At 61.9% G+C, this 14,920-nt stretch carries 11 protein-coding genes and 2 pseudogenes; 6 read left to right on the forward strand and 7 right to left on the reverse strand.

What is annotated here, in order from left to right:
- Positions 1–1,178 precede the first annotated feature (1,178 nt).
- Complete coding sequence (locus K6I40_RS13890) at positions 1,179–2,465, forward strand: orc1/cdc6 family replication initiation protein (protein ID WP_222919634.1); 1,287 nt, start codon at positions 1,179–1,181, stop codon at positions 2,463–2,465.
- 263 nt (positions 2,466–2,728) lie between these two features.
- On the opposite strand, the gene K6I40_RS13895 is transcribed toward K6I40_RS13890, so the two are convergent.
- Complete coding sequence (locus K6I40_RS13895; RefSeq protein WP_222919635.1) at positions 2,729–2,941, reverse strand: hypothetical protein; 213 nt, start codon at positions 2,939–2,941, stop codon at positions 2,729–2,731.
- Positions 2,942–3,060: 119 nt separating this feature from the next.
- On the opposite strand from K6I40_RS13895, the gene K6I40_RS13900 reads away from it, so the two are divergent.
- Entirely contained in the window at positions 3,061–4,461 is a 1,401-nt protein-coding gene (locus K6I40_RS13900) for an NAD-dependent succinate-semialdehyde dehydrogenase (RefSeq protein WP_222919637.1), read from the forward strand.
- Between the two features lie 61 nt (positions 4,462–4,522).
- Here the strand turns inward: K6I40_RS13900 and K6I40_RS13905 are convergent, their stop codons facing one another.
- Both K6I40_RS13905 and K6I40_RS13910 read right to left on the reverse strand, forming a co-directional pair.
- A complete protein-coding gene (locus K6I40_RS13905) occupies positions 4,523–5,239 on the reverse strand; it encodes a hypothetical protein (protein ID WP_222919639.1) in 717 nt (238 codons plus the stop codon).
- A 311-nt stretch (positions 5,240–5,550) separates the two neighbouring features.
- Positions 5,551–6,930 carry an erythromycin esterase family protein gene (locus K6I40_RS13910; RefSeq protein ID WP_255682045.1) on the reverse strand — a complete coding sequence of 460 codons (1,380 nt, stop codon included), beginning with the start codon at positions 6,928–6,930 and terminating at the stop codon, positions 5,551–5,553.
- 194 nt (positions 6,931–7,124) lie between these two features.
- On the opposite strand from K6I40_RS13910, the gene K6I40_RS13915 reads away from it, so the two are divergent.
- The 3 genes and pseudogenes from K6I40_RS13915 to K6I40_RS13925 all read left to right on the forward strand — a co-directional run bounded on the left by K6I40_RS13915 (position 7,125) and on the right by K6I40_RS13925 (position 8,893).
- Positions 7,125–7,655, forward strand: coding sequence for a MaoC family dehydratase (locus K6I40_RS13915; RefSeq protein ID WP_222919640.1), 531 nt, complete (start codon positions 7,125–7,127; stop codon positions 7,653–7,655).
- A gap of 4 nt (positions 7,656–7,659) precedes the next feature.
- Positions 7,660–8,280 (forward strand): annotated as a pseudogene (locus K6I40_RS13920) (PH domain-containing protein); the annotation flags it as partial.
- 40 nt (positions 8,281–8,320) lie between these two features.
- Entirely contained in the window at positions 8,321–8,893 is a 573-nt protein-coding gene (locus K6I40_RS13925) for a PH domain-containing protein (protein ID WP_255682046.1), read from the forward strand.
- Positions 8,894–8,985: 92 nt separating this feature from the next.
- Here K6I40_RS13925 and K6I40_RS13930 read toward each other — a convergent pair whose 3' ends face one another.
- From K6I40_RS13930 to K6I40_RS13945, 4 genes and pseudogenes are all read right to left on the reverse strand, one after another.
- The gene (locus tag K6I40_RS13930) at positions 8,986–9,951 is read right to left on the reverse strand and encodes a plastocyanin (RefSeq protein ID WP_222919645.1); all 966 of its coding nucleotides are present in this window, start codon (positions 9,949–9,951) and stop codon (positions 8,986–8,988) included.
- 315 nt (positions 9,952–10,266) lie between these two features.
- Positions 10,267–10,616, reverse strand: a pseudogene (locus K6I40_RS13935) (DUF5658 family protein).
- Positions 10,617–10,878: 262 nt separating this feature from the next.
- Positions 10,879–11,271 (reverse strand): DoxX family protein, encoded by a 393-nt coding sequence (locus tag K6I40_RS13940; protein ID WP_222919647.1) that lies wholly within the window; start codon positions 11,269–11,271, stop codon positions 10,879–10,881.
- Between the two features lie 143 nt (positions 11,272–11,414).
- Positions 11,415–13,217 (reverse strand): acyl-CoA carboxylase subunit beta, encoded by a 1,803-nt coding sequence (locus tag K6I40_RS13945; protein WP_222919649.1) that lies wholly within the window; start codon positions 13,215–13,217, stop codon positions 11,415–11,417.
- 517 nt (positions 13,218–13,734) lie between these two features.
- Between K6I40_RS13945 and K6I40_RS13950 the strand changes: the two genes are divergently transcribed.
- Positions 13,735–14,907 (forward strand): hypothetical protein, encoded by a 1,173-nt coding sequence (locus K6I40_RS13950; protein ID WP_222920371.1) that lies wholly within the window; start codon positions 13,735–13,737, stop codon positions 14,905–14,907.
- The last annotated feature ends 13 nt before the right edge of the window (positions 14,908–14,920 follow it).

Here is a 14,920-nt window from a genome sequence, read left to right on the forward strand (position 1 = left end):
CGGCGAGTCGTCACCGGGCGGCGAGCCGTCACCGGTCGCTCGGACGGTATGTCTCCGCTCGGCGGTACTACAACATCGGCGGATCAACCGGATCGTCCTCGAGAGGTGCGGTGGCTTGACAACAGACACCCCTTGTTCAGAGTGAAAATCCGGCCGATACATCGGGGTGTTCGGATCCGTCTCGGTGATCGGGCGGCCAGGGTCCGTGAGGTCGTCCCACCCCTCATTCAGAGTGAAAGTGGTCCGAGATGTCGAAACTATAGTCACTACTGAAAGTCAATGCGCGCCTGATCGAACGATGGCTGTACGATCGGTGTGTCAATCGTTCCAGTTATTACTATCTGTTTCAGTCTGAACGAGGGGCGGCCCGACGAAATTCGGTTTCACGAAGTGGGAAGAGGGGGACCCACACCCCCTGTTCAGAGTGAAAATCGATTGAACGGAGCTGGGGTCGGTGGACTCGGACAAGAACGATTTCGAATCGATTCGTCCGGAAGGTGTTGGCGTATACCGTTCGTTGCGGGCCGATACACCGGTCTCTCGCCAACATATCTGTCGATTGGTCTCCGATAAATCAGTGCTGTCAATCTCTGGAAGTCGATACCTAGTCCTGTCTCCAAGATGAGTTTCCGCGATCGATGCTGAATCGATGGTATGTTCCTGCAATTTAAGCTCCTATCAAAACATATAAACCTAACAGGGAATCGGTAGCGTTCGATCGACAGTTCAGCAAACGAATTCGTGTCTGTCGGGACCAGGATTCGCAGGGGTCGGGGCCGGAACTCGCGGGGGTCAGGACCGGTGTGTCGATTGGGATCCGAACTCGCGAGGGTCGGAACCGGAACTCATGGGGTTTCGTCGATCCCGCTTGCAGAATCGTCCCAAGGATCCTTCATGACCCGTTTCAGTCTGAACGGGGGGAGGACGTTCCGGTGAGCGAAGGTTCAGTTTGCACCTAGCAGGCAATGAGCGGAAATAGAGTCTGCATGTCCGGCAGCAATGAGCGGAAATGTAGTCTCCATCTCTGACAGTGATGAGCGGAAGTTCAGTCTGCATCCGGCAGAGAGTCCAACTACTGCGTATCTCGATGAAACGGCCCATATGAGACCTCTATTCTGACCTTATCAGTCTGAACTACCTTCCATAGTTTTATAATGGACGTCTTCCAGAACAGAACTATGGCTGAGCAGACGGGTGGGGACCCGCTCTTCGAATCTCACGATCCCATCTTCAATCGGAAGGAACTCCTCCATGTCGGTCACGTTCCCGATGAGGACCGCATCGTCGGGCGTGACGACGAGATCCAATCCGTCGCCGCCGAAGTCGGTGCGATCACGCGAGGCGACCCCCCGAACAATGTGATGATCTACGGCAAAACCGGGACCGGAAAGAGTCTGATCTCTCGACACGTCGCGACGCGGGCCCAGGACGCCGCACGAGACAACGATATCGACTGTGGCGTTCTCTACGTCGACTGCTCCGAGGCAAACACGGAAACCCGCACGACGCGACAGTTAGCACTCAGTTTGAAAAAACAAACCGACTATCAGCAGAATATCCCGCTTCGGGGGGTCGGGACGATGGAATACTACCAGCACATCTGGGGGATTCTAGAGGACTGCTTCGATGCGGTCATCGTCATCTTGGACGAGATCGACAAACTGGACAACAGCAATATCTTGATGCAACTCTCGCGCGCTCGCGAGGCACGGAAGACGGACGCCTACATCGGTGTCATCGGGATTAGCAACAAGGTCCAGTATCGAGAGACGCTCGACGAACGTATCGACAGCAGCTTCGGCCATCGAGAGCTATTCTTCCATCCCTACGACGCCTCGCAACTTCGCGAGATCATGCGCAATCGTGAGGACGCCTTTCAGCCCGACGTCCTCGAGGGTGGAACGATCGAACTCTGTGCTGCTCTCGCGGCCAAGAAACACGGCGACGCGCGGAAAGCGATCGAGATCCTCAAGGAAGCCGGCGAACTCGCCCGGCGTACCGGCAGCGAGACGGTCTCGGAGGATCACATCCAGCAGGCACAGGAAGTCGCCGAAATCAATCGTATCGAAGAACTCACCAGCGGTGCGACCGTCCACGCGAAACTCGCACTGTATGCGCTCGCGAGTTGCATCATCACGGGTGATCGGGAAACGTACAAGACTCGGGAGGTCTACGAGCGCTACGTCGGTATCTGTGAACTGGTCGCCACCGATCCGATTACTGAAAACGGACTGTATCGACAGTTAAAGGAGCAGGCGTTTCTGGGCGTTATCGAGTCCGAAAAGACCGGCGGCGGTCGCTCACAGGGGAGTTACCTCCTGCATCGTCTCGTCACTGATCCGAAACACATCGTCAAGGCGGTCCGTCGGGACTCCTCGCTTGATGACCTTCCGACGTATGATCGGCTCTGCGAGACCAGTCCATCGACGGGGAGCCATGACGTCGATCTCACCTCTTTTTCGTGAGACAGTCGTGTCTCGATTTCGGAATCGGCGAGTGTCACGAAACAGCCGTCTCCTAACCACGGAATCGGCGAGGTCCGGTCCCAAATAGCGAAATCAGCGAGAGACCCCTCCACCTCGTAACTGCGCTTTCACTCTGAATCAGGGGTGGGGGTCCCGTGAAACAACGAGTCCCTGAGTAACAAGCCCCTGAATAACGAGTCCCCGAACGAGAGGCGCGGTCTTGACTCGGGCACGTCGGCTGGTAGGAGACCGCAGTTCCCCGGTTACGCGACTTCGGCGAGTTCGGATCGACGCCGAGTTCGGCGGTCGACAACCGATCCGCAGTCGGTACAGACGAGCAATCGCTCGTCGCCGACCGTCGTGGTCTCCCAGTCACCGGTGATCGGACTCTCGTGACCACACTCTGGACAGAAGAGGACAGTCTTTCGCTGCGCTGGCGGCGGGTGCGAATCGTCGTGATACGTGTATGTCGACATGGTCGTTCCTAGGAATTCGACGGGTATAGGGGTTGTGTGGGACGAACTATCGTGACGAACCGGCCCTCCTTTAGTTGGCAGCCCTGCGTACTAAGCGGTTCGTCGTAGTCAGTTCTCACATGTCTATCGAAAGTACGAATCCGGCGACGGGAGATGTCGTCGATAGCTTCGAGGAAACGTCCGACGAAGAGCGAGACGAGCGCCTTGAGCGAGCGACCGAGACCTTCGAGGAGTGGAGCGAGACGCCGATCGAAACGCGCCAGCGGCTCTTAGCGAAGGCGGCCGACGTGCTTCGGGAGAACGAGGACGAGTACGCCGAACTGATGACCGAGGAGATGGGAAAGCCGATCGGCCAGGCTCACGATGAAGTCGAGAAGTGCGCGTGGGTCTGTGACTACTACGCCGAAACCGCCGCCGAACACCTCCAAGACGAGGTCGTCGCGAGCGACGAGAGCGCTCGCACGGTCGTCGCCTACCAGCCGCTCGGCCCGGTGTTGGCGATCATGCCCTGGAACTTCCCGTTTTGGCAAGTGTTCCGCTTCGCCGCGCCCAATCTCGCGGCGGGTAACGTCGGACTGTTGAAACACGCCTCGAATGTCCCGGGCTGTGCGCGGGCCATCGAGGATGTCTTCGAGCAGGCGGGGTTCCCGGAGGGCGCGTTCACCTCCCTCCTGATCAGTTCCAGCGAGATCGACGAGGTGATCGAGGACGATCGCATTCGGGCAGTCACCATCACCGGTAGCGACGGCGCGGGCCGATCCGTCGCCGAGACCGCGGGCAGCCACCTCAAGAAGAACGTCCTCGAGTTAGGCGGGAGCGACCCCTTCGTCGTGCTCGAGGACGCACCGATGGACGAGACGGTCGAGACGGCAGTGCAGGCCAGACTCATCAACAACGGTCAGTCCTGTATCGCGGCCAAGCGGTTCGTCGTAGTCGAGGATGTCTATGACGAGTTCGTCGATCGGTTCACCGACGAGATGGCGGACCAGACCGTCGGCGATCCGATGGACGAAGATACTGACCTCGGACCACAAGCCCGCGAGGACCTCATGGCGGAACTCCACGATCAGGTCGAGGAAACGGTCGATCAGGGCGGCGAGATCGAACTGGGCGGCGAGCCAATAGACCGCAACGGTGCGTTCTATCCACCGACGGTACTGACGGACGTTCCCGAAAACGCCCCCGCGGACCAGGAAGAGCTATTCGGTCCCGTTGCGACGGTCTTCCGGGTCCCCGATGAGGAAGCCGCGATCGAGAAAGCCAACGACACCCGCTTCGGGCTCGGCGCGAGCGTCTGGACGGAAGACCTCGAGCGCGGGGAACGAGTCGCTCGCCAGTTCGAGTCCGGACTGGCGTTCGTCAACGAACTCGTCAAGTCCGATCCCCGACTCCCCTTCGGCGGCGTGAAGGACTCGGGCTACGGACGCGAACTCGCACGTCACGGGATTCGGGAATTCGTCAACACGAAGACCATCTGGGTCCAGCAGGACGCCGGTGAGGAGACCGACATGGTCGAATAATCGGGCCCTCGGACCGAGTGAAGTTCGCATTTCAATCCGTCAGAGTCCGGCCGAGCGGTAGCTATTTGATTTCGACCGACCACTCCCCGTCGGATTTAATTTCTATGTAGCCGACGTCCTCGTACGTGAACTCGGGCGGATTGTCGATGCTGCCCTCGTGGAACACGAACTGGCGAGACGCTCCCGTAGACGAGAGGATGTTGACGCTGATGCTCTCCCCGTCGTATTCACCGGACGACTGATAGGAACCGTCGAATTCGAACGGGCCGTGAACTTCGTTTCCGGTGCCGCTGATGGAGAGCGGAGGGCTTTCGCCGCTCGTATCACGCGGCTGCCGGACGGTCACCGCCCAGTCGCCGCTGGCGACGACGCTGAGCTGGTACGTCCCTTCGTCCACGCTTTGGGCCGTCTGTCCCTCGGACGCACCCGACGAGTAGGCGAACAGCGCACCGGCCTCGTCGCCGTCGTCGTCCGGGATGAGGCGGACTTCGAAGTCGCCCTCGCCCTCGTGCGTGGCGTCGACGACGGTGAGGCCGCCCTCAATGGAGACGTCCCCGATGGCCGCGTCTCCGGTCCCGGAGAATTCCTGATCGTCAGGTCCGTCCGCGGGTTCCTCTTCCTCTGGCGAATCACCTCCGTCAGTGTCGTTATCGTTACCGTCGTTATCGGCAGCACCATCGTTCCCGTCACTGCCCTCGGCCGCCTCGTCCGAGCAGCCGGCGAGTGGGAGTGTGAGACCGCTCAGTGCGACCAATCGAACGACTCGTCTCCGTTTCATTGAGGGAGGTCGTACGACGAACCACGGTTTAGGAAGTGGGCGGGTTTGCAGAAATTGAAGGCGACACCGTCGCACCGACGAGTCGGCTACGGCTAATCGGGGTTACACCGGTAGCGAGTCGAGAGTCCATCCGTTTACGGGTAGGACGAAGCCGACAGCGCCATCGAGGGAACTATCACAACATTTCGTCGATCGCGTCTTTCGCCACGGTTGCCGGCTAATACGCACGTGCCGAATCCGTCGCGGCACCGCGATCCGGGTTTCACGTCCGGCTCGATATCTCGATGCCGAGGGCCTATCGCCGACTACCGTTAGACGCCCCACGGGTACGTCTCCGGCGGCGTCTCGCCGCCCTCGATGTCGAACGGGTGGAGCGCCTCCGTCTCATCGACGTGAACGAACGCGTCGTATCGGTCCGGGAGCACCGTTCGAACGTAGTTGCCGCCCTCGTAGGCAGGATCGTAGACGACGCCGATCGCGCGGTGGCCGCGCGGGTCGGCGAGTAGCTCGCCGTCGCTGCCGAGGCCGTCGGCGACCCCGTATCCGCGCTCAAACTCGAGGATCCCATCTCCGAACCCGGCCCGGTGGAAGACGTCCTCGTAGCTGCCCGCCTTCGCTTCCGGAACCTGCATCCGCTCCATCGTTGCACCCCACTCGTCGCCGGCGATGACGTTGCCGCGGTGGGAGTCGAAGCCGACAATGGCGACGTCCGAATCGTCGTCGCAGACCTCCTCGCGGGCCAGTTGGCCGAGGTTGAGCTTCCCGCGATCCTGCATGGTCGTGGCGCGGGCGTCGCCGACGTGCGTGTTGTGCGCCCAGACGATCCCCGGTCCCTCGTGAAACTCGAGCAGCCGCTCGAGGGTCTCGCTCATGTGTCGGTCCCGAACGTTCCAAGACTCGCTGCCGCCGCGGGCCATCGCGCGGTAGTAGGACTCGGCGTTCTTCGCGACGAGAGCGTTCTGCTCGGCGGCGAAGTCGGCGAGCGGATCGTCGCCGTCGGCGGACTCACTGCGTTCGTCCGCGCGGTCGGCGTGGCGCTCGGCGACCTCTTCGCGGAGCTCGCGGAGGACCTCGAGTACTTCCTCCTCGCAATCTTCCGGAACGAGCCTGATCGACTGGGCATACTCGCGGGCATCCTCGCCGTAGGGTTCGAAACAGTGGTAGGCGTCCCTGGCGCGGTCGGCTAGCTCTGGGTCGAGATCCTGCAGGTAATCGATCACGGCGGCCATCGACTCGTAGAGGCTGTAGACGTCGAGGCCGTAGAATCCCGCTCGCTCGCCGACTGCGCGGTCCGCGTTGTAGTCGGCCAACCAGTCGAGGAATTCCGCGACCTCCCAGTTGGCCCACATCCATGTCGGCCAGCGCTCGAACGACGAGAGCACCTCGCCGGCATCTTCGGCCTCGGCTCGGCCGGTGACGTACTCCGTCACCTCGTAGCAGTCCGTCCAGTCGCCCTCGACCACAACGAATTCGAACTCGTGCTCCGCGAGCAGTCGGGCCGTCAGCCGCGCTCGCAGTTGATAATACTCCGAGGTGCCGTGAGAGGCTTCGCCAAGCAAGACCACGTCAGCGTCCGCGATCCCGTCCGCGAGATCGTCGAACCCCTCGTCGACCGCCGTTGCGCGGTCGGCGACGGCCGCTGCCACCCGATCCGGATCGGTGTCGGCCGATTCGAAGCGTTGTGCGGTCACGTGACTCACCCATACGGCGGTCGCGCTCGAGTCGGGTTTTGAATGACCCTTGCGTGCGTCGGCCACCCTTCGGCGAGCGGACGTCCGCCCGCCCGCCGACCGCGCTGCCCTTGAGCACCGAACGGACGCGGGTCATCTCGCATACTTCTCGAGGAAGAGACACGTTTTTGTGGGTACTGCGTGACTGCGAACGTATGACAGGACTGTACTACGAGGAGTTCGCGGTCGGCGAGACGATCGAACACGAGCGCCGGCGGACGATCTCTGAGAGCGACAACCAGCGCTTCTGTGAGATGACGATGAACCAGCAGCCGCTGCACCTCGACGCCGAGTTCGCGGCCGACACCGAGTTTGGCGAGCGCTTGGTCAATGGACTCTACACGATGTCGCTCGCGGTTGGCGTCTCGATCCCGGAGACGACCGACGGGACGATCGTCGCGAACCTCTCCTACGACGACGTCGAGCACCCGAATCCGGTCTTCCACGGCGATACGATTCGCGCGCAGTCGACAGTCACCGACAAGCGCGAGACCAGCGACGGCGAGCGTGGGATCGTCACCATGCACGTCGAGGCGTTCAGAGTCAACGATCGTTCCGAGAGCGAAGCGAACGGGACTTCGTCGGACGAGTCCGACGGCGCGGACGAACCGCTCGTCTGTGAGTTTGACCGGACCGTCCTCTCGCTGAAACGCGAGCACGCTGACGGTGACGGAGACGAGGAGTGACACGATGACCACCGAACCCGCAGCCGGAGACGCCGAGGGGGACCTCGAGTGGCTGTCGCTGGACGACGACGAGGCAGTGATCTGGGCCGGGGGCCCGGACCGGCGAACGCTTATTCCAGCGTTTGCGATCGGGCTCCCACTTTCGATCGTCCTGATCGGGATCGTCATCATCGCCAGCGAGTACCTCCGCGTGACGAACACTCACTACGTCGTGACGAACCGCGCGCTATACAAGAAAACGGGCGTGCTCTCGCGGGACGTCAAGCGGATCGAACACGGAAAGGTCCAGGATATCTCCTACAGCCAGAGCGCGCTGGGGACCCACTTCGGGTACGGCACCGTCGAGGTCAGTACCGCCGGCGGCTCCGGCATCGAGATGGCGTTCAAATCGGTTCCCGATCCGAGGGGCGTTCAGCAGCGCATCAGCGACCAGATCAAACGCGAGCGCGGCGAGTCCGGCGACGATCGGACGAAAGACGACGTCCTCGAGGAGATCCTCACCGAACTCCGGGCGATTCGGGCGGCTGTCGACGGCGACGGTGGCGGTCAGTCCACCGCCGAGACCGGTTCGACCGTTCGACGGAACGACGACCATCAATACGAGTATGATGGGGACCAGTCCGTCTGAGCCCGACGCGGAATCGGGAGCGAGTGTCGATAGCACGATGCAACGCGACGATCCGTCCACGTCCGACCCGTCGTGGCTCCCGCTCGAGGAGGGCGACCGCGTCCGCTGGCAGGCGGGGCCGCGGATCCAGACCGTCCTCCCGTGGGTCGCCGTCGCCATTGTCGGAACGGTGATCCTCCTGGCCGCCATCGCCGTCGAGGTGCTGCCAGTCCTCGCTATCGCCGGCATTCCGGCCGTCGTCGCACCGGCACTGTGGCAGTACGCTCGCGTCTCGCGAACGGCGTTCGTCGTCACGAACGAGGTCGCTGCGACACGACGCGGTGTCCTCGGGCGAACCGTTCGGGTCGTCTCCCTCGAGCGAATCCAGAACACGACCATCGAACAGGATCCGATCGGTCGATTCGTCGGCTACGGTACCGTCACGATCGAGACCGCGGGCGGCCGAGCACTCCGATTCCGAAATATCGAGGAGCCGGGTAAGATTCGCGATCGACTCGAGACCGAGCGCGAACGACTGACCGGCAGCGAGATTCCGGGCGGACGCGACCAGTGGGAGGCGGTCCTCGCCGAGGTCCAGGAATGGCGACGGGGTCTCGAGCGGAATCCGTGATCGACTCGAGCTCGCTCCCTCCCTCCCGCGTCGTCCGTTGTCACCGTTGACCGACGACAGGACTCCGACAGTATCGATCTGACTGAGGCGAGTTAGCGAACCACGATCGTTCCCGTCGCGATTTCCTCGTCCGATTCACACCTGTACGCTACCATCTCCTCGCTTGCAGTGAACTTGAGCCACTTCTCCTCCTCTCGGTCGTAGGTCTGCTCGGTCGCGAGTTCGTCGACGACCGAATCGTCTGCGTTCACAATTTCGAGGTTGTGAACCCCACCGTTCCCCGCAGTCCATCCGATTTCGTATGGTTCACCGGCCTCAAGTGCGAGGATCGGGTTATCGAGGTCCGCTATTAACGACAGCTCGATACCGGTCCAGCCGTTGCGCTGCGCGCCCAGTTCGATTCGAGTTCCGGGCTCGATCACCTGATAGCCCCCCGGCCCGACTTCTTTGACCCCCGCAGGCTCCTCAACAGTCGTCTCTCCGAACTGGTCGAATTTAAACTCAAGTTCGATTTCCATCGTTATTCCATCACTTTCCCCACTCTGTGTGGTCTGATACTGACGGATACGCCCCGTTTCGTCGATGAGAATGTGTCCGTCACCGTCAGTCTCCGCTCCCGGAAACGCTCTGGGTATCATCTCGGAATCGATCCCTGAGAGACGGTACTCGTGAACGGGACCTGCCTCAGTGGTTTTCGTTCCACGGTAGTCCGCGATTGGCTCTAGCATCCAGCCGTCGATTCTCTCGAGCGATTCGTCGATGAGATCGCCGGAACTTTCGTGCGTAATAGGGTCGAGATAATTGGTCGCTCTGTCGTCGCCGTCGATGTAGATCGATCGTTTCTGTCCGGGTTCAGAACCGAATCCGTAACTCGTTCTCGCAGCGCGTTCGTCGACCGGTTCGGCCTGGATATCGAATGACTTCTCGATTGATAGTTCCCTTTTGACCTCCTCGATTTCTTCAACCGTCAGGAAAACGCGGTAGTCGTATTCGCCAGTAAAGGATGTCGTTGCCATGCTCTCTCTGTGTGCCTCGAGAAGCGCGTCGAAATCGTCCACGCCATCGGAACTCAGTCCAGGTGGAAACCCGATATCTGTTGCTGCAGCGAACGGATCAAGGCAGCCTGCAAGACTAACTACGCCGAGCGTACTACAGCGACGGAGCCAGCGTCGTCGAGTCGACGTTCGATGGCGAACCATACAGTCACTCGCGTCGTAATCGTTTATAAACACGGAGAGACGTGGGACGGACGGCTGAGGGAACACCAATTGCAAAGCCGTCGTGCGATCGGGAGTACAGTGGCCATCACAGGCGACGATACAGATCAGCCGCTTGTGACCCATCGGCGAGTCCTCGTGACGATTCTCGAGTGATCAGAGAACGCTCGAGATCGTGTAGACGTTGAGAATTGCGGCGGCCAGCCACGGCACGGCGAGTCCGGCCGGAACGATCGGGCGGTACTCTCGCTCGAGGAGGAGCCGACAGACGAGCCCGACGCCGATCGCGAACGCCTTCAGTGCGAGCATCCCGGCCAGCCCGTGGCCCTCGATCGCTCCGCGAGCCGCCGGGTTCGACTCGGAGAGTCCGACGTGGAGGCCGACGAACGTCGTGATGACGTCGGCGGCCAGTGCCAGGAGGACGACCCCCAGAGCAGTCGCTCAAGGTCGACGGGCGTGACGTCGCCTGGGAGACGGTGGCGCAGGAACGCGCCCTCGGAACTCATAGGCTCCCTGCCGGAATCGAACCGGATCGTCGTGCCCCTGGGAGCACGCATCGGTTCGATCAGGCGTGGTATTGTTATGCCAGGCGTAGGACGAACCCCGTCGTCGGTAAGCCGTCATAACTGCTCGAGCCACTCGAGGACGACTGGGGAACGGTATAATTTCGAGAGACGGCGCTCGCAATTTCGTGTCACGGACCGAAACCTATCGTTCGAACAGAAATTCATCGTTCAAAGCGGGAACGGAGAAGACAGCGACGGGTCGTCAGTTCTCGAGTGCGCGCTTGAAGAAGGCGATTGCAGCGCCGAGTAGTGCAAGGTTCTGCAGGAAGGACGTAAGTTCTTCACCGCGTGACTCCGAGTCGACCGCCCAGAAGTCGTGCATGACGGGTGTGACGCCCGCGAAGAACGCGATCACGCTTCCAGCCGACAGCTTCGGAAGCTTCCAGAGCCCGATTCCGACGCTCCCACCGAGGAGGAGCCCGCTCGCTGCTGGGACGATCGAATCGGCGGACGGAACGCCTTTCGCGTCCGCATAGGCGATGCGACCCTCGAGGTTCGTGAGATTACGAACCGCGAGGGCGGCGAGCGCGCTCGCGAAGAGGAAGCGGCCCAATCGAGACGGGACACTATCGACGGTAGATTCTGAGTCCGACATCGTTGAATCATAGGGGAGAATCAGTATAATTGCTGGCATTCTCGAAGCAGTTGCCGGGATCTCGGTCAATCGACGTGACCGGCAGCGGTGAAACCTGGGTCGTCCCGCTGGACCCGTTCGTTCGAACCGTCGGTCGACGGCCCTCAGAGAATCGTCCCGTGTTTTTTGTCCGGCAGGGACTTCTCGATGTCTTCGTAGAAGTCGAATCGTGCGGCCAGTTCCTTGCGCAGCGTGCTCGGGGGGACGATTTCGTCGATGATGACCTCGCTGGCCATCCGGTGGATGTCAATGTCCTCGCGGTACTCCTCGCGGAGTTCCCGTTCCAGCCGTTCGCGCTCCTCGGGGTCGTCGATTTCGGAGAGTTTGCGCGCGTAGACGGCGTTGATCGCCGCCTCGGGGCCCATGATCGCGATCTCGCCCGACGGCAGCCCGATGACGCTTTCGGGATCGTAGGCGGGGCCGCCCATCGCGTAGATTCCTGCGCCGTAGGCCTTGCGGACGACAACGGTCTGTTTGGGGACTGTTGCCGAGGAGGTCGCGTAGATCATCTTCTTGCCCTGCTCTAAGATGCCGTCTTTCTCGACCTGCGAGCCGGCCATGAAGCCGGGCGTGTCACAGAGGTAGAGTAAGGGAATATTGAACGCGTCCGACTTCCAGATGAACTCCGCGGCCTTCTCGGCTGCATCGGGGAAGATTGCCCCGGCGCGGTGGGCGGGCTGGTTGGCGACGATGCCGACCGGACGGCCGTCGATCCGGGCGTAGGCCGTGACGATCTCCGGCCCGTAATCAGCTCGTAACTCGAAGTAGGAGCCGTTGTCGACGATCCGATCGATGACGTCGGTCATGTCGTACCCCTTGTTCGGTTGCTGGGGAACGATGGCGTCGATCCCATCCGGAGATTTCGCGGGTGCCGTCGGCTCCCGTTTCGGTGGCTTCTCGTCGGCGTTATCCGGCAGATACGTGATCAGCTGTGCCACGAGCTCGCGGGCGTGGTCCTCGTCGTCGGCGATCAGGTCTGCCGAACCCGACTCGCGCATATGGACCTGTGGCCCGCCGAGTTCCTGGAGATCGATGTCCTCGCCGGTGACCATTCGGACCATCCGCGGAGAGGCGATCGCCATCGCGGACATCCCCTCGACCATGATCGTGAAGTCCGCGAAAACCGGCGTGTAGGCCGCGCCGGCGATGCTCGGGCCGTAGAGCACGCAGATCTGGGGCACCCGCCCGGAGAGCATCGAGTGGTTGTAGTAGTACTTCCCGATCCCCTCGCGGTTGGCGAAAAAGCCCGTCTGCTGGTCGATCCGGCCGCCCGAGGAGTCCATCAGATAGAACACCGGATTCCCCGTCTTGAGCGCGCGCTGTTGCATTCGGAGGAACTTCTCGACGCCTTTGGCAGCCATACTGCCGCGCTTGACCGTGTAGTCGTTGGCCATGACGTGAACGTCTCGCCCCTCGAAGGTCGCCGCGGCCGTGATGAGCCCGTCCGCTGGCAGCCGGTCGTCAGTGTCCTCGTCCGCCTCGGCCCCGCTCGGATGCCAGTCGTCGAACGCGGCGAACTTCCCGTCCTCGAAGCGTAACTCGCTGTCCTCGCCAGAAAACCATAGCTCGAGCCGATCGCGGACGAACAGCTTCCCCTCCTCGGGCAGTTGCTCCTTGTACTTCTCGGGGCCACCCTCGAGAATGTCCGCGATTTCGTCTCGGAGTCGCTGCTCGCGCTCGCTCGGTCCGAGATCGCCATCGTCTCGCTCGGCGACACCCTCGCCGGAGTCGACGTTCGATCCGCCGTCGGCTGGTATCCCGGTTCCCCGTTCGATTTCGTGCACCGCCGTCGGTTCTGATTGGTTACCGCGGTACACCTCGACCGTCTCGCCGACGTGTTCCGCGAGAGCGGCCGCGATCGCCGTCGCCTCGTCGTCGTCGGCTCCAGCCGCGATACGAACTCGCATGCTACGTGCTGTGTTGGGCGATCACATACCGTTTTCCCCGATTCGCGATCGCTCGGGAGTCGGATCCGCCAGCTCGGCGGCGAAGAGGGGAAGAACGGAGAGATCGGATCGCGCCGAATTGAGCACCGCTGATCACCGGAACTCGCCGCGAGGGGAGGAGGATTCGCGGCCTCGGCGCGGACCGATCGAGAGTGCGTGTCTGCCTCCGTGGTCACCAACACAGAGACAACGCATACTGAACGAGGGGATGACACGAACGCTCGGGTGTAGTCGTGCAGCTATTATAATGGGGTATTTCCATCGGACGATCGCTCTCTCGAGGGACAGTCATCAATCCACTCGACCGAACAGGGACGCGATGGCTGCCATTTTGTGGGCCCGATACCTTTGGCGGCACCTGCAGGCAGAACCACTTTTATTGGATTTGCCGTTCCTTTTAACGGTTATCGATCCCGTGTCCGTGAATAGACGCTTTGGCGGAACGGGGCGCAAAGCGACCGAACACCTGCATCGCGGCATGTCGGAGGCACGCACCGATCGTCTCGTGCAGCGGCTCGCAGCGCTTCGCGACCGAATCGAGACGGGAATGGATCGGCGAGAGTTCCTACGAACCGTCGTCAGCGGCGGCTTCGCCGTCGGGATGGCCCAGTGGCTCGGCGTCGACGACTTCCTCGCCACCGACGACGGCGAGGTCCCCGTCGTCACCGCTCTCGTTAGGGACGACCCCGACGATCCGTGGTCGGTCCGAGAACGGACGCGCTCCGTCCCCGCAAAGTGGTACGCCGCCGTCAAGAAGGCCTTCGAGCTGAACGACCGACTGGCCAGAATGACCTTTACCGGCTATCTCGGCAGTGCGGTCGTTCCGGGCAGCTACGAGAGCGGGACCGCCACCGTCTCCGTCGGCCTCTCGAGTGATGGCCACTCCCTTGGCGAAATGTTCAGCGAGCTGGCAGAGGGAATCAACATCGATGCCGAGACGATCATCGACGTCGAGGAGATTCAGGACGGGCCCCAGTCCCGGGAACCTCGGTTCGCCAACACCGCGACTGACGGACGCGTTCCGAGCGGCGTTGTCTGCGAAACCCCCTCGAGCATGGCCACGCTCGGGCCGGCGCTATACCATTCAGATAGCCGACAGCGGTTCTTCGTGACGGCAGACCACGCCTTCGGCGAGAATCACGACTCGACCGATGACGCCCTCCTGTTGCCGCGCGAGGGCGACGACCCCATCGAACTGGGAAGCGTCGTCCACTACCACCCGGTTGAGGACGTCGCTGCCGTCGAGCCCAACGGCTGGATCGAGCCCGCGAGCAGGATCGACGCGCCGTCGCGACCCCGTGTGCGCGGCCAGTTCACCAAGTTCGGCTTGGCCGATCTCGTCGCCCGCGACAGGGAACTCGAGAAGGTCGGTGCCCTGAGCGGCCACACGACGGGGAAGATTCAGGGCATCGACGCGGTCACCTGCTTCACTGACGATTTCTGTCGCCGCGGACAGATCCGCTGGGGCGGCGAAATGGACCTGACCGACGGCGACAGCGGCTCCGTGAGCTATCACCGTTACCCCGAGGGCGAGGACGACGACGTGCTCGTCGCGGGGTTCAACAACGCCCGCACTTGGTGGCCCGGACAGAGCTACGTCTGGGGCGTCGGTGCCTATCGACTGACCGAGAAACATGGCTATCACTTCTGACTACCACCGGCCG

The sequence above is a fragment of the Natrinema sp. SYSU A 869 genome (assembly GCF_019879105.1).
Classification (GTDB): Archaea; Halobacteriota; Halobacteria; order Halobacteriales; family Natrialbaceae; genus Natrinema.